Annotated in this window: 17 protein-coding genes; 4 read left to right on the top strand and 13 right to left on the bottom strand. The window is 63.2% G+C overall.

The features are described from left to right. Nucleotides 1-54 precede the first annotated feature (54 nt). The 7 genes from FJ527_RS11555 to FJ527_RS11525 all read right to left on the bottom strand — a co-directional run bounded on the left by FJ527_RS11555 (nt 55) and on the right by FJ527_RS11525 (nt 8,214). Nucleotides 55-1,236 carry a serine hydrolase gene (locus FJ527_RS11555; RefSeq protein ID WP_140823155.1) on the bottom strand — a complete coding sequence of 394 codons (1,182 nt, stop codon included), beginning with the start codon at nt 1,234-1,236 and terminating at the stop codon, nt 55-57. Between the two features lie 32 nt (nt 1,237-1,268). Next, on the bottom strand, nt 1,269-2,465 hold the full coding sequence (locus FJ527_RS11550) for a serine hydrolase (protein ID WP_140823154.1): 1,197 nt from the start codon (nt 2,463-2,465) through the stop codon (nt 1,269-1,271). A gap of 64 nt (nt 2,466-2,529) precedes the next feature. Then, entirely contained in the window at nt 2,530-3,564 is a 1,035-nt protein-coding gene (locus tag FJ527_RS11545) for an extracellular solute-binding protein (RefSeq protein ID WP_015315934.1), read from the bottom strand. A gap of 23 nt (nt 3,565-3,587) precedes the next feature. After that, entirely contained in the window at nt 3,588-4,388 is an 801-nt protein-coding gene (locus tag FJ527_RS11540) for an ABC transporter permease (protein ID WP_015315933.1), read from the bottom strand. Beyond that, nucleotides 4,381-5,301 carry an ABC transporter permease gene (locus tag FJ527_RS11535; protein ID WP_140823153.1) on the bottom strand — a complete coding sequence of 307 codons (921 nt, stop codon included), beginning with the start codon at nt 5,299-5,301 and terminating at the stop codon, nt 4,381-4,383. Before FJ527_RS11535 ends, FJ527_RS11540 begins: the two co-directional genes overlap by 8 nt. Beyond that, on the bottom strand, nt 5,301-6,395 hold the full coding sequence (locus FJ527_RS11530) for an ABC transporter ATP-binding protein (protein ID WP_140823152.1): 1,095 nt from the start codon (nt 6,393-6,395) through the stop codon (nt 5,301-5,303). Before FJ527_RS11530 ends, FJ527_RS11535 begins: the two co-directional genes overlap by 1 nt. 136 nt (nt 6,396-6,531) lie before the next feature. Continuing rightward, a complete protein-coding gene (locus FJ527_RS11525; protein WP_140823151.1) occupies nt 6,532-8,214 on the bottom strand; it encodes an amidohydrolase in 1,683 nt (560 codons plus the stop codon). A 260-nt stretch (nt 8,215-8,474) separates the two neighbouring features. On the opposite strand from FJ527_RS11525, the gene FJ527_RS11520 reads away from it, so the two are divergent. The 4 genes from FJ527_RS11520 to FJ527_RS11505 all read left to right on the top strand — a co-directional run bounded on the left by FJ527_RS11520 (nt 8,475) and on the right by FJ527_RS11505 (nt 12,164). Continuing rightward, nucleotides 8,475-9,128, top strand: coding sequence for a TetR/AcrR family transcriptional regulator (locus tag FJ527_RS11520; RefSeq protein WP_140823150.1), 654 nt, complete (start codon nt 8,475-8,477; stop codon nt 9,126-9,128). Between the two features lie 55 nt (nt 9,129-9,183). Then, nucleotides 9,184-10,215 carry a histone deacetylase family protein gene (locus FJ527_RS11515; RefSeq protein ID WP_140823149.1) on the top strand — a complete coding sequence of 344 codons (1,032 nt, stop codon included), beginning with the start codon at nt 9,184-9,186 and terminating at the stop codon, nt 10,213-10,215. Between the two features lie 471 nt (nt 10,216-10,686). After that, nucleotides 10,687-11,397, top strand: coding sequence for a helix-turn-helix transcriptional regulator (locus FJ527_RS11510; RefSeq protein ID WP_140823148.1), 711 nt, complete (start codon nt 10,687-10,689; stop codon nt 11,395-11,397). Next, nucleotides 11,394-12,164, top strand: a complete 771-nt coding sequence (locus tag FJ527_RS11505; protein WP_015315926.1) for a helix-turn-helix transcriptional regulator — start codon at nt 11,394-11,396, stop codon at nt 12,162-12,164. Before FJ527_RS11510 ends, FJ527_RS11505 begins: the two co-directional genes overlap by 4 nt. A gap of 24 nt (nt 12,165-12,188) precedes the next feature. Here FJ527_RS11505 and FJ527_RS11500 read toward each other — a convergent pair whose 3' ends face one another. From FJ527_RS11500 to motA, 6 genes are read right to left on the bottom strand one after another with little or no spacing between them, the layout of a single operon-like run. After that, nucleotides 12,189-12,623, bottom strand: a complete 435-nt coding sequence (locus FJ527_RS11500) for a hypothetical protein (protein ID WP_015315925.1) — start codon at nt 12,621-12,623, stop codon at nt 12,189-12,191. Then, the gene (gene flhB / locus FJ527_RS11495; RefSeq protein WP_140823147.1) at nt 12,620-13,702 is read right to left on the bottom strand and encodes a flagellar biosynthesis protein FlhB; all 1,083 of its coding nucleotides are present in this window, start codon (nt 13,700-13,702) and stop codon (nt 12,620-12,622) included. The genes FJ527_RS11500 and flhB overlap by 4 nt, the downstream gene beginning before the upstream one ends. Nucleotides 13,703-13,705: 3 nt before the next feature. Beyond that, on the bottom strand, nt 13,706-14,719 hold the full coding sequence (locus tag FJ527_RS11490) for a flagellar motor switch protein FliG (RefSeq protein ID WP_140619464.1): 1,014 nt from the start codon (nt 14,717-14,719) through the stop codon (nt 13,706-13,708). Between the two features lie 43 nt (nt 14,720-14,762). Further along, complete coding sequence (gene fliN, locus FJ527_RS11485; protein ID WP_015315922.1) at nt 14,763-15,149, bottom strand: flagellar motor switch protein FliN; 387 nt, start codon at nt 15,147-15,149, stop codon at nt 14,763-14,765. 17 nt (nt 15,150-15,166) lie between these two features. Next, the gene (locus tag FJ527_RS11480; RefSeq protein WP_140619462.1) at nt 15,167-16,114 is read right to left on the bottom strand and encodes a FliM/FliN family flagellar motor switch protein; all 948 of its coding nucleotides are present in this window, start codon (nt 16,112-16,114) and stop codon (nt 15,167-15,169) included. A 32-nt stretch (nt 16,115-16,146) separates the two neighbouring features. Further along, nucleotides 16,147-17,022: a flagellar motor stator protein MotA gene (gene motA, locus FJ527_RS11475; RefSeq protein ID WP_015315920.1), complete on the bottom strand. Its 876-nt coding sequence runs from the start codon at nt 17,020-17,022 to the stop codon at nt 16,147-16,149. Nucleotides 17,023-17,115 lie beyond the last annotated feature (93 nt).

Below are 17,115 nucleotides of genomic sequence, written 5' to 3'. Positions count from 1 at the left end.
CCGCAGGCGGATGAGGGGCAGCGCCGACATCACCAATCGCACGCGACTGCCCACTTAGACCATCCGGCTCAGCGCCTCGAAAAACGCAACGATCTCGATATCCAGCGCATCGTCGACCGGCTCCGGCTGCGACGACATCTTGGCGATCACCACTTCGGTGCTGGGATCGACATAAAGCCACTGGCCATGGATGCCGATGCCGCAATACGCGCCATTTTCGAAGCCGGTCTGATACCATTTGTTACGGTAGCGGCCTTTCGGGAACAGCGGCAGCATGGCACCGCGCCGCCAAGCTTCCGAGCTGCCGCCGGTACTGGTGGTGTCGCGCACCCAGGCCTCGGGCAGGATGCGGCGGCCATTGGCGGTGCCGCCCTGCCGCATCATCTCGCCGAGGCGCGCCAGGTCACGCTGCGTCACCGAAATGCCGCCGGCTGTGCGAGCCGTGCCTTCCATGTCGACGCCGACTGAGGCCTCGCCGACGGCGCCAAGCGGCAGCCATAGTTTCTCGCGCATCAGGTCGGTGAAGCGCTGGCCCGAGGCGCGCTCGAGCAGCAGGCCGAGCAGGTCGGAATTGGGCGAGCGGTAGCGGAAGGTCTGGCCATGCGGCTCGGCAAGCCGCTGCAGGGTCAGGATGAATTCACGCAGGCTTTCGGTGCCGCCGCCCGGATTCCACAGCGTCGCGCGGCGATAGCGGGCGAAGGCGCTTTCCGGATCGAGATAGGCCTCCTCGAAGTCGAGGCTGACGCTCATGTCGAGCACATGCCGAACGCTTGCATCGCCATAGGCCGAGCCGGCTGCTTCGGGGATATAGTCCATCACCGGCGCTTCCGGATCGAACACCCCCTCGCCTTCCAGTATGCCGGCGATGATCGCGGTCACCGATTTGCTGATCGAGAAGATGATGTGGCGCGCGCCAAACTCCATATGCGGCGCGAACCAGTCGCCAATGATCTTGCCGCCTTTCATCACCGTCAGGGCGTCGGTGCTGGAGCGCAGGAGGAATTCAGCCACCGTCTCCGGTGCAGTCGCGACCGTGACCTTTTCCCCGAGCAAGCCGTCCATGTCTCGCCGAGGGGCTTCTGCGGCGCCGGGCGCTGCCGCCACCCGGGCGGTCGGCACCAGTTCGCCGATATTCTGGAACGACCACCGATTGAACGGGCTCACACGCCAGTTGCCGAGCAGCACCTCGTTGCGGCGGAATCCGTATCGAGTCTCGAACGCGGTCTTGCCGGTCATGGCGTTTCCTCCCAGTCCATTGGTCATGAAGCTCAGGCAAGCGCCGCGGCGATGGCGTGCACGGCCCTCAGCGTTGCCCTGGAATAGGCCATGTTGCTGAAATCCGGCCAGGTCGACAGCTTCACCACGACTATTCCTGTGTTCCAGTCGATATGGATCAACTGTCCGAACACGCCACGGCACATCAGTGCCCGCGAGCTGGGATTCTCGATCCAGAACTGGTTGCGATAGCTGCCCTCGGGCAGGCTGGCCGAGAAATCCGGACCATGCCTGCCGGTACGCGTCGCCTCGATCCAGTCCGCCGGCACGATGCCGCCGCCATTGTCGAGGATCAGCTGGCCAAAGCGGGCGTAGTCGCGCAGCGTCGCGTTGAAGCCGCCATCGGCCAGCGCATAGCCGGCGCTGTCGACGGTGAAGCAGGCGCTTTCGTCAGCCCCGAGCTTTTGCCAAAGTTCTTCCGAGACGAGTTGCGCCAGCCGCTTGCCGGTCACCCGTTCCATGATGAAGGCGAGCACGTCCGTCTCGATCGAGCGATATTCGAACGTGGCTCCATGCGGGCGAACCGTGTCCTTCAAGCCCAGGATCAGTTCGAACATGTGCGATGGCCAGCGGAAATCCGGATCGCTGCCCGGTGGCACCGGCTTCCAGCCGGTGGCGACATCGACCTGGCCGATGTCGGAATAGCGGTCGGTGTATTCCTCCGAAAACCGCACGCCGGTGGTCATATCAAGCACATGCTGGACGCTGGCGCCGGCCCACCCGGTCGCGCTCAGTTCCGGCAGGTAGTCCGTCACTGGCTTCGCCGGATCGATCAGGCCGCGCCCGGCCAATATGCCGAACACCGAGCCGGTGACCGACTTGGCCATCGACTGCGACAGGTGCAGCGTGCGCTCGTCCATGCCGTTGAAATAGCGCTCATAGGCTATCCTGCCGTCCTTGAGCACCAGGAAGCCGTCCGTATAGGTCTCGTCGAGCAGACCGGCGAGTGTCGAAGGCCTGCCCTCGCTGTCCTCGACCGCTAGCCCGTCGAGATCGACCTCGGCGCGTTCGAGACGGTGGCGATGGCCAGCGCCGCGCCAGACTTCCACGGTCGGCAGAATTTCCCGTATGTGCTGGAAAGCCCAGCGGTTCCAGGGCGGCCTGTCCCAGTCGAGCCTCGGCGGCAGCATGGCGGGCGGCGAGCCTTGCATGATCGGCGGCCGCGGATCGCTGTTGCGATAGGAACTCATGAAAGGCCATTCCCGGAAAGAAAAGGCCCGGCGGCAAGTGCCGCCGGGCCCCTTGGGTCTGTGACTACTTCTGCAGTTCGGTCCAGATCTTGGTGTAGAGTTCCTGCGTCTCCGGAGCGCACATCTGCTGCAGTTCGCCAAGCGGCTTGGCGTCGGCCGGAATGACCACCTCCGGCGCGTCCTTCATGTCGGCTGGCATGTACTTGTCCGAGCCGGTGATGGCGTTCGCGTATCGGTGGAAGGCCGAGAGACCCGCGGCGTTTTCCGGATCCATGATGAAGTTCTGGAACAGCTTGGCGTTTTCGACGTTCTTGGCCTCCTTGAGCACAACGACGTTGTCGCTCCACAGCCCATAACCTTCCTTCGGATAGTTGAAGTGGATGGCCGGGTTGGCCAGCCGCTGGCGCAGGGCCGAACCGTTCCAGTCGCTGGTTGCCTTGAAGTCGCCGGCGCCCATCTTCTCGATGGTGTTGTATTCCATGGCGATCCAGTTCGGCTTGGCTGCCACCAGGAGGTCGCGCACCTTCTTCAGCACCGCCTTGTCGTCGGTGCATTGCTGACCGCCGACATACTTGATCGCCGCGAACATCACGTCGCCCATCTCGGGCACGACGTTGACCTTGCCCTTCAACTCGTCGGGCGTGTTGAAGATGATGCCCCAGGTGTTCGCCGGGCCCTTGTAGGCGTCGGTATTGACGACGACGCCGATCGTGCCCCAGGCCCAAGGAACAGTGTATTTGCGGCCTGGGTCGAAGTCGGGGTTGGCCCATTCGGGCGCGATGTTCTTGGCGTTCTCCATCTTGCCGGGATCGGTCTCCTGGACGAGGCCTTCCTTGATCCAGATCGGCACATAGGTCTGCGAAGGCACCGCGATGTCGAAGCCGGTGCCGCCCTGGCGAACCTTGGCCAGAGCGGTGTCGTTCGAGTCATAGTCGGTGATCGTCACTTTGATGTTGTATTTCGCCTCGAACTTCTTGATCACGTCGGGGCTGGTGTAGTTTCCCCAATTGTAGATGTTGAGCACGCCTTCGGCCCGCGCGAGGCCCGTCGAGGCAAGCAACGCCAACCCCATGGCGGTCGCTGTTGTCTTCCAGTTCATGGTTTTAACTCCCATTGTCGGTTTCAGTCTCGTTTCCTGCTGACGAAGAAAAACAACGTGACGATCGCGACCGAAAGCAGCAGGAAGGCGGTCGATATCGCGTTGATCTCGGGTGTGATGCCGCGGCGGATCTGGCCGAGCATGTAAGTGGGCAGCGTGTCCTGACCGCCCGATTTGACGAACTCTGTGATGACCACGTCATCGAGCGAGATGACGAAGGCCAGCATCAGGCCGGCCAGGATACCAGGCCACAAAAGCGGCAGCGTGATGCGGCGGAAGGTCTTCCATGGCGTCGCGTAGAGATCGGCCGCGGCGCGCTCGAGCGTCAGGTCCATATTCTCCAGCCGCGCCCGGATCGGCAGATAGGCGAACGGAATGCAGAACGCCGTATGCGCGGCGACCAGGTAGCCGATGCCGGAATAACCGGTGAAGATCTTGATGCGCGAGAAGAAGATCAGCAGCGCCACGCCGGTGACGATCTCGGGCACCATCAGCGGCTGGTTGATCGCCGCGTATTTGAAGGTAAGGCCGGGATACGACGCCGTGCGCGTGGTGGCGAGTGCCGCCATGGTGGCAAAGACGGTCGACAGCACCGCCGCGATGGAGCCGATCTGGAAGGAACGCAGCGTCGCGTCGATGACCTGAGTGTTCTGGTATGCCGACTGGAACCATTTCAGCGAAAAGCCGCCCCATTCGGATGTCGAGCTCGCCGCGTTGAAGGCGTAGATAACCAGCACGATGATGGGCAGATAGAGGATAACGAAACAAGTCGCCGCGATCGCGGTGAAACCCGGCTGGTGCTTGATGGAAAAGTTGCTAGCCATGCCGCACCCCCGACTTCCCGGCATTGCGCACATAGGCAAGCAGCGCCACCATAACGATGATCATCACCGTGATCGACAGTGCCGAGCCGAGCGGCCAGTTGCGGCCCTGTCCGAACTGCAGTTCGATCAAATTGGACAGCATCATGTTCTTGCCGCCGCCGAGCACGCTCGGCGTCACATAAGCGCCCAGCGCCGGAATGAAGACCAGGATCGAGCCGGCGATGACGCCGGGTTTGACCAGCGGGAAAATGATCTTCCGCAGCACCTTGAAACGCGTCGCGTAAAGATCGTAGCCCGCCTCGACCACCCGGAAATCGAGCTTCTCCATGCTGGCGTAGATCGGCAGAACCATCAGCGGCAGGTAGACATAGGCCATGCCGATCAGGATCGCCGTGTCGGTGTAGAGGATCTGGACCGGCGCCGAGACGATGCCGAGCTTGAGCAGGATCGTGTTGACGATGCCTTCGTTGCGGATGATCTGCAGCACGGCGAAAGTGCGGATCAACAGGTTGGTCCAGAACGGGATGGTGATCAGGAACAGCCAGAGATCCCTGGTCTTTTCACTGCGCGTCGCCATGAAGTAGGCCGTCGGGAAACCGAGCGCCAACGTGGCGAGTGTCGTCACAACCGCAAGCTTGATCGAGCGCCAGAAGATGGTGACATGCGCCGCCGCCAGCGACAGCGTGTCGTCGAAAATGTCGCGCTCCAGGAACACCGACGTCCAGGCATCGCCCGAGAACTGCCATTTCACGTCGCCATATGCGCCCGGCGTCAGGAGCGAATAGACCAACACGATCAGCAACGGGCCGGTCGCGGCGAACAGAATGACCAGCAGCGCCGGCGCTGACAGAAGCCAGCGGTCACGGACATCGCGCCGTTCCGCTGCCTTGGCGACTTCTTCCGCGGTCGCCATTAGTCCCTCAGCACTTGCGCGGCATCGTTGCCGATCATGATGCCGACCTTGTCGCCACGCTCGAAACCGCAGCCTGCGCTGCGCGTGTTCTGCTGGCGCACGGTGAAGGCCTCGCCGCTGTCGAGATGGACGTGGATATGCGTATCGGTGCCGAAATAGACGATGTTCTCGACCGTGCCCGACACGTCGCCCTTGTCCCTCGTCAGCTTGGCGTGCTCGGGCCTTACCACCACGGTGGCGTTGTCCTTCGGCTGAAAACCTTCGGCAACGGTCGCCTCGATGGTCGCGCCGGATTTGAGCGTCGCGCGCGCCTTGCCGCTGCCGATGCCCGATATGGCGGCGGTGAGGAAGTTGGTTTCGCCGATGAAGTCGGCGACAAAGCGATCCGCCGGCTTGTCGTAGATATCCCAGGGCGAACCGACCTGAAGGATCTTGCCCGACGACATCACAGCGACGCGGTCCGACATGGTCAGCGCTTCTTCCTGGTCATGAGTGACGAAGATGAAGGTGATGCCGGTCTCGTGCTGCAGCCGCTTGAGCTCGATCTGCATCTCCTTGCGCAACTTGTAGTCGAGCGCCGAGAGCGGTTCGTCGAGCAACAGCACTTTCGGCTGCGGCGCCAATGCCCGGGCCAATGCCACGCGCTGCTGCTGGCCACCGGAAATCTGGGCTGTGCGGCGGCCGGCCAGCGCTTCCATCTTGACCAGCTTCAGCATCTCGGCGACGCGCGCCTTGATCTCGGCCCTGGGCTTGCCCAGCATCTCCAGGCCGAAGCCGATATTGTCGGCCACCGTCATATGCGGGAACAGCGCGTAGGACTGGAAGACGGTGTTGACCGGGCGCTTGAACGGCGGCAAGGGCGCGATGTCCTGACCGTAGAGCAGGATTTCCCCGGCGGTTGGAAAGTCGAAGCCGGCGATCAGCCGCAGCAAGGTGGTCTTGCCGCAGCCTGAGGGTCCCAGCAGCGTGAAGAACTCGTTTTCGCGAATGGAGACCGAAACCTTGTCGAGAGCAGCGACCTGCCCCTCACCCGATCCGAAAATTTTGCTGACGTTTACTACTTCAATCGCATTCCGATCCGGTTTGTCCGGCACGATTACGCCTCACTGTTGACCCCGCTCTTGCTGGCGGAGTTTGTCCCCTGTTGGATGTGACCACATGGCCGGTAGGTTGGCAAGCCCGGCATCGAATCACAGTTCAGTCAGTCTTTAGCCAGCAAGCCTCATGCCATTATCGGGCCTGATAGGTGACCTTGCCGCCGCAGATCGTCGTCACCGGCCTTACCTTGTGCAGATCGGCCGGCGCCGTCTTCTCGATATCGGCCGACAGCACCACCAGATCCGCCATGTAGCCGGATTTCAGCATGCCCTTGCGATGCTCGGCGAATTCCGCATAGGCGCCCTCGACCGTGTAGGCGGCGATCGATTCATGCAGCGAGAAGCTTTGGTCGGGATCGCTTTCTGCCCATGGCTTGCGCAGCACTGCCGCCTGAATGCCCAGGATCGGGTCGATCGGCGACACTGGCCAATCCGAGGCGAACACGACATGGGCGCCGGCGTCCTTCAAGGTGCGCCAGGCATAGCTCAGCGGCCAGCGGGCCTGCCCGATGCGCGACACGGTCGGCTCCAACGGGAAATCCATGGCGCCGGGCGGATGCGGCGGCTGCATCGAGGCGATGACCCCGAGTTCGGCAAAACGCGGCACATCCGATGGGGTGGTGACCTCGATATGTTCAACGCGATGCCGGCTGTCACGCTTGCCGTTGGCCTTTTGCGCCGCCTCGTAGCCGTCGAGCACGGCACGCACGGCGCCGTCGCCGATCGAGTGTACCGCGATCTGCAGCCCGCGCCTGTCGATGGCGACCGCCAGGTCGATGAACTGCCGTGGCGTGAACAGCGGCTCGCCGACCCAGTCGGGACGATCGGCATAGGGCTCGACCATGACAGCCGTCCACGAGTCCAGCACGCCGTCGTAGAACACCTTGACCATGCCCGAGGACAGCCATTCGCTGTCGTAGCGTTCGGCCATCACGGACGCCTTGTCGAGCATGTCGAGCGTCATGAAGTTCTTGTAGTGGAAGGGGATCTGCACGCGGCAGGGCAGGCCTTCCTCGGCCTCGATCTCGGCCAGCAGTTCGAGCTGGTAGAGATTGCCGTCCATGTTCTGGATCGAGGTGATGCCGTGGCGCGCGCACCAGGCAAGCCCGCGCCGCATGATGTCGCGGTCGGCGGCGCGTTCGGCGGCCGACGGCATCGGGTCCGGCTCACCGCCGGTCGCCAGGCCCAGCCGCACGCGGCCTTCGCCGGCAAGGTCGAGAACCGGGCCGAAGGCCTCGCCCTCGCGCAATTCGCCCGCTGCCAAGCCATCGTCGCCCATGACGATCTCATTGCCCGGACCAAGCATGCGTCCTTTGAGGATGCCGGCCAGTTCAAGCGCCTTTGTGTTGGCCCACATCGTATGGTGGTCGGGGGCGGCCATGACGAATGGCCGGTCCGGCAGGATCGCGTCGAGATGGTGTCGCGTCACCCGCTCGTCGTCGAGCACGGTGTAGTCGACGCTCTGCCCGACCAGCATCCGCGCGTCGGGGTGCGCCGCTGCATAGTCGCGGATCGCCTTCTTCAGCGCCTCGAACCCATGCACGCCCGCCAGTTGCAGATGGGCAAGCTCGGCCGCGCCTGAAAACAGATGCATGTGGGCTTCGATGAAACCCGGGATCACCGATCCGCCATGCGCGTCGATCACCTCCGTGTCCGGTCCTTTAAGCACTTCGATGGAGGTGCTGCTGCCAATGGCGATGATGGCGCCGTCCTTGACGGCAACGGCCTCGGCGGCGGGATTGTCACCGTCCATGGTCAGCACACGACCGTTGATGACAATCAGATCCGCACCATCACCCGCATCCGTGACCGACATCGCAACTCCGCGCTTTTGACGACTGAATGAGACGGGCAAAACTCCGCGTCCAACGACCCGCCACACCACGGAGCGGCGCTATCGAACAATGAATGGTGCCAGTACGCTGTCTTCGAAATTTCCCTTGTTATCCCAAGAGACAGTGTGGATAAAGAATGCGACTGATTATTCGCGTTTGTCAACATGCCGGATTTAGAATGTATTGTGGACAGCACGCCCCGCTTGTGTTGGGACCAGGCAGGGAACGAGGGCATCAAGCAGTGAAGCGCAGTCTCGACCGCAAAACCAAGATAGCGCTCGAGCCGCGCAAGCAGCCGCGGCAACAACGGTCCAGCAAGGTGGTCGACAGGATTCTCGACGCTGCGCTGATCCTGACGCGGGAGCAAGGAACCAGGACACCGACGACGCTCGCCATCGCGCAGCGCGCGGGCCTGTCGGTCGGTTCGGTCTACCAGTACTTTCCCAACAAGGAAGCCATTCTTCTGGATCTCGCCCGGCGCTGGCTGTCATCCTTTCCCGAGGTGATCGCGAGGCGCATCAAGGTCGCCCCGCCCACCAACCGCGAAGAATTTCGGCGGGAAGTGCGCAAGCTGTTCATCGACACGTCGAAGCTCTACCTCGAAAACGCCACCCTGATGCCGGTGATCGAGGCCATTTCAGGCAATGCCGACCTGCGGCCGATCCAGAACGAATATGATGACCAGATCATCGCCCTCTATGCTGCATGGCTGCAGCATGTGAACCCCGCACTCGAAGGCAAGATCGCCAGCCGGCTCGGCGTGCTGATGATGGAGGTCGGGCACGTCTGTCGGCTCGTTGGGCTGAAGAAGGACCGCAGGACGTTCGACCTCATCGAGGACGATGTGGAAACCATGTGGCTCGCCTTGGTGAGCCCCTACCTCAACCTTGACTGACCGATTTCAATGCAATTCCGGACGGAAAACCGCTTCGCACTTCGAGAGGAAATTCATGAAGACTGTCTATTCGCCACTTCACGCCGGTCATGCCGGGCAGATGGAACTGGTCACCTCAGCCATCGTGCCCGGCTTCGAAAAGCCCTCGCGGGCGGAGTTCATCAAGGCGCGGGTCGAAAGCGAGAAGCTCGGACCGATCATTGCCCCGGTCGAGCACGACCTTGCCGCCGCCAAGCGCGTCCACCGGGCCGACTACATCGACTTCCTGCCGACCGTCTGGCCGCAATGGATCGCCGAGGGCCATGCGGGCACCGCGATGCCCTTCACCTGGCCGACGCGCGGACTGCGCGGCGACGTGCCGCCGAAGCGCATCGACGCCCTGCTCGGCTACTATTCCTTCGACGGCGGCGCCACCTTCGTCGAGGGCACCTGGGCCGCGATCAAATCGTCCTTTGACGTCGCCCTGACCGCCGCCGGCCTGATCAAGGACGGCGAGAGATCGGCCTTCGCGCTCTGCCGTCCGCCCGGCCACCATGCCGGGGCCGGCTTCATGGGCGGCTATTGCTACATCAACAACGCGGCCGTCGCCGCGCAATGGTTCCGCGACCAGGGCGCCAAGCGTGTCTCGATCCTCGACGTCGACTATCACCACGGCAACGGCACGCAGGAGATCTTCTATGACCGCGCCGACGTGCAGGTTCTCAACCTGCACGGTGATCCCATGGTCGAGTACCCGTTCTTCCTCGGCCATGCCGATGAGCATGGCGCGGAGGCCGGCGAAGGCTTCAACATCAACTACCCCATGCCCTTCGGCACCGGCTGGGATGCCTGGAACGTGTCGCTGGAGGATGCCTGCGCCAGGCTCGCCGCCTACGCTCCCGACATCGTCGTCGTCTCGCTCGGCGTCGACACTTTCGAAAAGGACCCGATCAGCCAGTTCAAGCTGAAAAGCCTGGATTATCCGAAGATCGGCCAGCGCATCGCCAAGCTCGGCCTGCCGACGCTGTTCGTCCAGGAAGGCGGCTATGCCGTCGAGGAGATCGGCATCAATGCCGTCGGCGTGCTGACCGGGTTCGAGGATCGGTAGAGCGGTCGTCCAGCAAGCGCAGCGCCTGCGGGGAGGACGGACAAAGGAAGGGTGGCGGCAGCCGCCCTTTTTTGCATCCTGAGGCGCCGCGTAAGCCCATCGCAAAAATCATGGCCGGCCTGCGCGGCTCGATTTCCGTGCCCAGGAAATGCAGAGAAATTGGCCGCTGAGTCGCAGGCCGACTCCACCGGATTCGATTTTGTCAAATCGCGTTTGATGTCGGATTCATCTGCGGGTAGATTAGACCCGAATCAGCCGGTCCTCGGGGGGCGCGGCGACCACCCAAAGTCTCACGTTCCGGAATTTTTCCGGCGCCAGACGCGGATGTCTCGCGTTCCCTGAATGGATTCCGTCTGGTTGGGCGCGGCCCCGCGCCTCGTGTGTGTCTCGTAAAAGTAACGCGTTTTCGGGTTCGGCGGCTGGCACTCCAGCAGCCGGGCATCAGAATTGATTCCGACCAAAAAGCAGCAGATGAGCAGTCCCGCCGCGCCTCTTCAATCCGACACATTGGGCTCGCGCCTGACGTCGCGCGGTGATCTCACCTCCTTCTTCATGAAGCTGACCGCCGAGATCGGCGCCGACAGCTACATGCTGGTCGCCATCGTCCATGACCAGGACCGCAACGATGCACGTATCGTGTCTTCGAACTGGATCTTCGACGCCATCGAGTTGATCGGCAAGCGGCTGATCGCCGGCCTTGCACAAGGCCCGCTCACCGCCGCACCCGGTATCCGTCCGACGCCGCTGGTGGCGGCCCAGGCGCCGGATGCCGGCGGGCTGGTCTCGGGCGAAGAGGCTCGGCTCCTCGACGTGCTCGGCCATGCCGAGGTCTATTCACTGCGGCTGAATGTCGGCCGTCAGCGCCTGTTCGCCTTGTTCTCGGCGGCCGCCGCCGGCCGGATCGACCAGCCGGCGCTGATGAAGGCGCAGCTGAAATGCTGCTACGCGCTTTCGCACATCCCGCAGTTGATCGCCGCCGCGGCGATGCAGGATCCGCTGTCGGACCGCGAGCGCGAATGCTTGTTCTGGGTCTCGGAAGGCAAGACCACCGACGAGGTGGCGGTGATCCTTGGCGTCTCCTCCAACACCGTCAACAGCTACATCACCCACGCCATCCAGAAATTCGCGGCCTCGAACCGTGCGATGGCCATCGCCACGGCGATCAGGAGTGGCATCATTTGAAACACGCCGACATCAAGGAGGCCGCGGAGGCCCTTTTCAACGAGCAGCGCAGCCCGTTCGGTGCCTTCTCGCTGGGATCCGAAACACATCACGCCGTCACCATTCCCGATGCGGTGCGCCGCTGCCGCTGGATCTCAGTCGACATCAATGCCTCGGCCTTCGGCCTGTACTTCGTCAGCCCGTCGCCGGAGCGCGCGCGGCTGGTCCCGTGCTTTGATTCAGATTATCCAGGCGTCGCGGTGGCCACCAAGTTCATTTCAGGCGCCAATGGCGAGGACATCGTTCGCCATAGCCGGATTTCGACCGAGCCGCGCTGGTGGACGGATGATGGCGTGGCGGCCATGGCCGACATGTTCGGCAATCTCGCCTGGACCGGACAGATGGCGCCGCTGACACCCGGGTCGAGCGGCATTGCCTTCCCCGTCCATGCCGATCGCGGTCAATGCGGTCTTGTCGTCTTCCTGGGATCGGAGATCGCGCTGGCGCAGGATGCGCTCTACGAAATTCACGCTCGCTGCTTCTCGCTGTTCGCCGCCGTCGCGCGGATGCGTCCGGGAGACGTCGGCAGAATGCGCTCGATCTCCAAGCGCGAGCTCGAATGCCTGAAGCTGACCGCCAACGGCAACACCAGCGAGGAGATCGCGCGGCTCCTGAAACTGTCGGTGCACACCGCCAACCAGTACCTCACCCAGTCGACCCAAAAGCTCAATGCGGTCAACCGCAACCAAGCGGTCGCCAAGGCGTTGCGGCTGGGGCTTATCGAGTAGCCGCTCTCGGCTGAAGGAAGCGCTTTAGAACGCCAGCGGTTCGACCTTGCGGATGCGGGCCTGTTCGATCACCGCCTCCAGCAGCGCCGTGTTGTGCCCGGGGTCTTCGCCCGGCTTTTCAAACGACACGTAATTGACCAGGACCGTGCTGCCGGTCTCGCTCAGCGTCAGCTGGAAATAGACGGTCACGCCTGGCGGCCTGAGTTCCAGATCGAGCACGATGCGCGGGCTGCCGCTCCAGTCGACATGTGCCTCGCCGCCATGACCGAGCCTAAGCGTACCCGGCATGAAGAACAGCTCCGCCGCTGAATCGACCAGATCCGACAGGCAGGCGAAATGCTCCAGCCGGATGAAGGCGATATAGTCGGCGACGTCGATCAGCCTGAGTTCCACCACCACCTGTTCGATGGCGCTGGCGACGATGATCTCGCGGGATTTTGCGTGCGGTTGCCGGTTCATGAAATCTGTCTGCGCTCAGCCTTTTTCGAGTAGACGATCCGCACCAGTTCGGCGACGGCCTGGTAGAATTGTGATGGGATCACATTATCGACCGAAACTTGCTTGTACATGGAGCGGGCGAGCGCCACGTCCTCGAAGATCGGGATGTTATGCTCCTTGGCGATTTCGCGGATTTTCAGCGCCACCAGATCCTGCCCTTTCGCTACGACCAGCGGCGCCGAATCTTCGTCGCGCACATATTTCAGCGCAATCGAGAAATGGGTCGGATTGGCGATAACGAGCGTCGCGCGCGGCACCGCGGTCATCATCCGCTTACGCGCCCGGTCGCGCGCCAACGAGCGCAGGCGCGACTTGACGATCGGGTCGCCTTCGGACTGCTTGAACTCGTCCTTGACCTCCTGCTTGCTCATGCGCAGGTCCTGCTTCCAGTGAAAGCGCGACCAGACGATGTCGATCGCCGCGATCAGTCCCATGACGAAGACGATCGCCACCAGTATGTCGACGGCGATGCCACGGATGACGAGGCCGAAAGCGACGGGATTGGTGATCATCCCGGCAAGCAGCTTGCGGTGGTCCTCCGACAGGGTGAAGGTGAGCACGGTGATGGCGAAACCGACCTTTGCGAGCGATTTCAAAAACTCGACCCACCCCTGGGCGCCGAACATCCGGTTCCAGCCCTTGGCGATCGATATGCGCGACATCTGCGGCCTGATCCGCTCGCCGACGAATTGCGGCATGTTCTGCAGCACCGAGGCGCTGATGCCGGCAACCGTCAGCAGCACCAGCAGGCTCACGACGGCGCGACCCACTTCGAACAAGACCTGCTTGTAAAGCGCGATGACATCGGTCTCGGTGTCCATCGGCCAGGCCTCGGGCTTCTCCAGGAACATCGACAGGAACGTGCTGAGATCGACGACGGCGTCCTTGGCATAGAAGACTGTGAACACCAGTATGGCGACGAACGAGGCGAGGAGCGCCGTTTCCCTCGAATGGGGCAGCTTGCCCTGTTCGATGGTATCGCGGATCTTCTTTTCCGTTGCCTCTTCGGTTTTCGAGTCCTTGTCGGTGGCGTCGGACATGCCTTAGGCGGCGTTCTGCGTCGAGGGAAGTTCGAAGGCCCCTTCGCGCGACAGGCGGATGGTGGTCGTCACGATCGTCTTGCGCGCGGCCATGATGTCGGCGGCCGGGACACCCTCCGAGCCTTGCCCGAGTTCGGCCTCGATCATGCGTCGCGAGCGCGCGCCGATCGCCGACAGCACCGCCTCGGCCAGTGCGGCCGACGTGCCGCGCAGCGCCAGCGTGACAAGCTCGGTCGACAGCCCGTCGAACAAAAGCACGCGCGCCTTCTGGGTGAGCAGCGGCAGGTCGTCGAAAGCGAACAGCCGGGCACGGACACCGTCGAGGTCGGGCGTGCCGGCGGCTTCGAGATCCTGCATGACCTCCTCAAGCAGGGGCTTTTCCAGCTCGTTGAGCACGCTGGCGACGCGCGCCTGCCCGGCCGAAGTGTCCTTGGTGGAGGTATCCGACAGCACGCTGGAGCGCAGCCGGTTCTCGACGATCCTGGTGGCGGCGGCCGGAACGTTGGCCATCGTCACCATGCGCTTGATGATCTCGCCGCGCATCGGCTTCGTCAGTGTCAAAAGCACACTCGCCGCCGCCTGCGGCCCCAGTTTCGACAGCACCATGGCCGCCGTCTGCGGGTGTTCGCCCGCTAGGAACGCGCCCAGCCGCGAGGGTTCGAGCTTTTCGAGATCGGGCCAGATCGGCGGCGGCCCTTCAGGCGCGACCTCGAATTTCTTGTCGCCCATGATGGCGCTCATCTCTTCGGGCGAAAGAGACTCGTTGAGAATGGTGTCCATCCTGTCGGCGGAATCGAGCAGGCCGGCGCCCTCGGTGAACTCGGCCTCGAATTCGGCGACGATGCGCTCGAGATCGCTCTGCGGAATGGTCCTGAGCAGCCGCGCGCCCTCGATCAGCGCCTTCAGCTCTTCCTGCTTGAAGAATTTCAGGAGACGGCTGGCGGACGGTTTGCCCATCGCCACCAATATGGCGGCTGCCTTCTGCGCGCGCGTCAGGGTCGTCAGCGGCGTCGTCATGCCTTTCGCCTCCGCTGCCACCGGCGAGCTCCGCGATCCATGTCTAGGCGCCCTTCGTGCCGGCGATGATTTCGGTCAGCCTGATGCCAAAGCGCGAAGGGTCGCTTTCGAGCACGGTGATCTCGCCGCGCGCGATCTTGCGGCCGTTCACCACGACATCGACCGGCTCGCCGATGCGGCGATTGAGCGCGACCGTCGACCCCTTCTGCAGCGCCATCAGATCGGCAACCGCCATCTCGGTGCTGCCGAGGATGATCTGGACATCGACGGGGATGTTCATGATGACGCTTGAATTGGCCCCCGCGGCGGCCCGGAACGCCGCATCGGGGCGCTGTTCTTCTTCGTGCAGGACCCCGCGCAATTCCTCGATGGCGCGATCGAGCTGCTCGTCCGGCTGGTCGAGCTCTGCTTCTACCTTGGTCTTGGCCATGCGTCGTCTCCAAAAGCTCAGGCGCGCCCGGCACCAGCCGGCATGAGCCCATCGATGAAATCCTGCCCGGCATCGAAAGGATGCCTGATTCGGACGGTGTAATTCTGCCCCAGTTTGCCGAACTCGCATACGAACAGCGTCTGGCCGCGCGCGCCGAGGCGAGCCCGCGATTGCGCCGTTTCTTCGAAGTCGATGACCTGGCCCACTTCGAGGTTGGCGAGGTCGCCCAGCGTCAGCCGCGCCAGCGGCATGGTGGCCTCGAGCGCTACGGTCGAGCGCATCACCTCTTCCGAAAAGCGTGCCCGCCAACTGGTTCCATGATCGTCCTCGCTGATGCTGGCCGTGGCATCGCGGCCCGCCAGCACGATGCGCTGCGGCATCGTCACGGTAATCGAGCCGCTGTCGACCGGCGTCGAGATGCCAAGGACGATGCGGATCGCGGCACCGTCGCGCAACACGTGCCGCCTGGCCTCGATCCCCGACATGGCGCGGGGTGCGGGCAGCCGCAGTTCGAGCGAGCGCCGCCCCGATCCGTTCAGCGCCTGCGCCACTTCCTGGAGCACCATGGTCGAGACATCGGCCTCGATCGACGACAGCTCGCGCTCGATCGGCGACACCGGCATATCCGGGTCGCCGCCGAACAAGGTGGAGACCATGATCGCGATTGCGGGAGCATCCATGACGAGTGTCATCGCGTCCGAGGACGCCGGCGAGCCGACGACGGTCATCGCGAAATTGTCGCCGGCGCGCGAGCGCGCCTCCGGGACGCGGCTGACCTCGACGGCCTTGAGGTCGACAATTACGGGAATGCCGAGCTCGCCCGAGAGTCCCTTCTGCAGCAGCGGCACGGCGCGTTCGGCCATGGCACGGCCGGCGTCGACGACCTGATCGGTCTCACCGCTGTCGCCGACCAGACGCTCGATGATCAACGAACGCGCCTGCGAGGGGCTGCCCGGACTCGTCATGACAGTTTTGGCACCGATCTGTCGCGCATCGCTCAGGCAGCCTTCTTCTCGGCGCTGCCGGTGTTCATGGTGCTCTGCTCGACCGCGTCGATGGTCGGCCGTTCATAGGAGGAGATGGTCTTGCGGCCGAACTCGATCGCCACCTGCGGCAGCGCACCGTTCATGTAGGCGAGCAGCGTCTGCTTGACGATGATGTAGAGGCGGTTCTTCTTCTCGCGCACCGTCTTGATCTTGGTGGCGACAGGTCCGACCACCGCATAGGACAGGAAGATGCCGAGAAAGGTGCCGACCAGCGCTGCGCCGATCAGGCCGCCGAGGATTTCCGGCGACTGGTCAAGCGCGCCCATCGCCTTGACCACGCCGAGCACGGCGGCGACGATGCCGAGCGCCGGCAGGCCGTCGCCGACCGCGACCAGCGCGTGATAGGCCTTCATCTTGTCGGATTTGATGGTCTGGATTTCCTCGTCCATCAGCGCCTCGATCTCGTGTGAGCGGGCATTGCCGATGATGATGATGCGGCAGTAGTCGCAGATGAAATTCATCAAATCGTGATTCTTGAGCACGGTCGGAAAGGCCTGGAAGATCGCCGACTCCTCCGGATTGTCGATATGCGCCTCGACCTCGCTGCGCGACTTGGAGCGCAACTCGCGCATCAGGCTGTGCAGCACGCCGAGCGTTTCCAGATAGTCCTGCTCCTTCGGCACCGCCTGCTTGAAGGCTTCCAGAATGCCCTTGCCGGTATCCTTGACAGTCTTCATCGGATTGGCGACCAGGAAGGTGCCGAGTGCGGCGCCGCAGATGACCACGGCTTCCCATGGCTGCACCAGCACGTGCAGATGCCCGCCCATGGCCATGAAGCCGCCAAGGACGCAGCCAAGCGTCACCACAAGTCCAATCAGAATGCCCACGACCGGTCCTTCCGCATTTCACGTCGGACAAGGGATAGTCCCCGTGCCTTGTGTGAGGCTTGAATCCGAGCCGCCATGGCACGAAACTTGGCG

It is taken from the genome of Mesorhizobium sp. B2-4-18, assembly GCF_006441385.1.
GTDB classification, from domain to species: Bacteria; Pseudomonadota; Alphaproteobacteria; order Rhizobiales; family Rhizobiaceae; genus Mesorhizobium; species Mesorhizobium australicum.
This window is presented reverse-complemented; position numbering and strand designations above follow the sequence as displayed.

Excerpts from the sequence above, each read along its gene's own strand:
- flhB (WP_140823147.1), bottom strand. The coding sequence starts at position 13,702 with ATGTCCGACGCCACCGACAAGGACTCGAAAACCGAAGAGGCAACGGAA.
- FJ527_RS11510 (WP_140823148.1), top strand. The coding sequence starts at position 10,687 with ATGAGCAGTCCCGCCGCGCCTCTTCAATCCGACACATTGGGCTCGCGC.
- FJ527_RS11555 (WP_140823155.1), bottom strand. The coding sequence starts at position 1,236 with ATGACCGGCAAGACCGCGTTCGAGACTCGATACGGATTCCGCCGCAAC.
- FJ527_RS11545 (WP_015315934.1), bottom strand. The coding sequence starts at position 3,564 with ATGAACTGGAAGACAACAGCGACCGCCATGGGGTTGGCGTTGCTTGCC.
- fliN (WP_015315922.1), bottom strand. The coding sequence starts at position 15,149 with ATGGCCAAGACCAAGGTAGAAGCAGAGCTCGACCAGCCGGACGAGCAG.
- FJ527_RS11550 (WP_140823154.1), bottom strand. The coding sequence starts at position 2,465 with ATGAGTTCCTATCGCAACAGCGATCCGCGGCCGCCGATCATGCAAGGC.
- FJ527_RS11535 (WP_140823153.1), bottom strand. The coding sequence starts at position 5,301 with ATGGCGACCGCGGAAGAAGTCGCCAAGGCAGCGGAACGGCGCGATGTC.
- FJ527_RS11480 (WP_140619462.1), bottom strand. The coding sequence starts at position 16,114 with ATGACGAGTCCGGGCAGCCCCTCGCAGGCGCGTTCGTTGATCATCGAG.
- FJ527_RS11515 (WP_140823149.1), top strand. The coding sequence starts at position 9,184 with ATGAAGACTGTCTATTCGCCACTTCACGCCGGTCATGCCGGGCAGATG.
- FJ527_RS11490 (WP_140619464.1), bottom strand. The coding sequence starts at position 14,719 with ATGACGACGCCGCTGACGACCCTGACGCGCGCGCAGAAGGCAGCCGCC.
- FJ527_RS11500 (WP_015315925.1), bottom strand. The coding sequence starts at position 12,623 with ATGAACCGGCAACCGCACGCAAAATCCCGCGAGATCATCGTCGCCAGC.
- FJ527_RS11525 (WP_140823151.1), bottom strand. The coding sequence starts at position 8,214 with ATGTCGGTCACGGATGCGGGTGATGGTGCGGATCTGATTGTCATCAAC.
- FJ527_RS11540 (WP_015315933.1), bottom strand. The coding sequence starts at position 4,388 with ATGGCTAGCAACTTTTCCATCAAGCACCAGCCGGGTTTCACCGCGATC.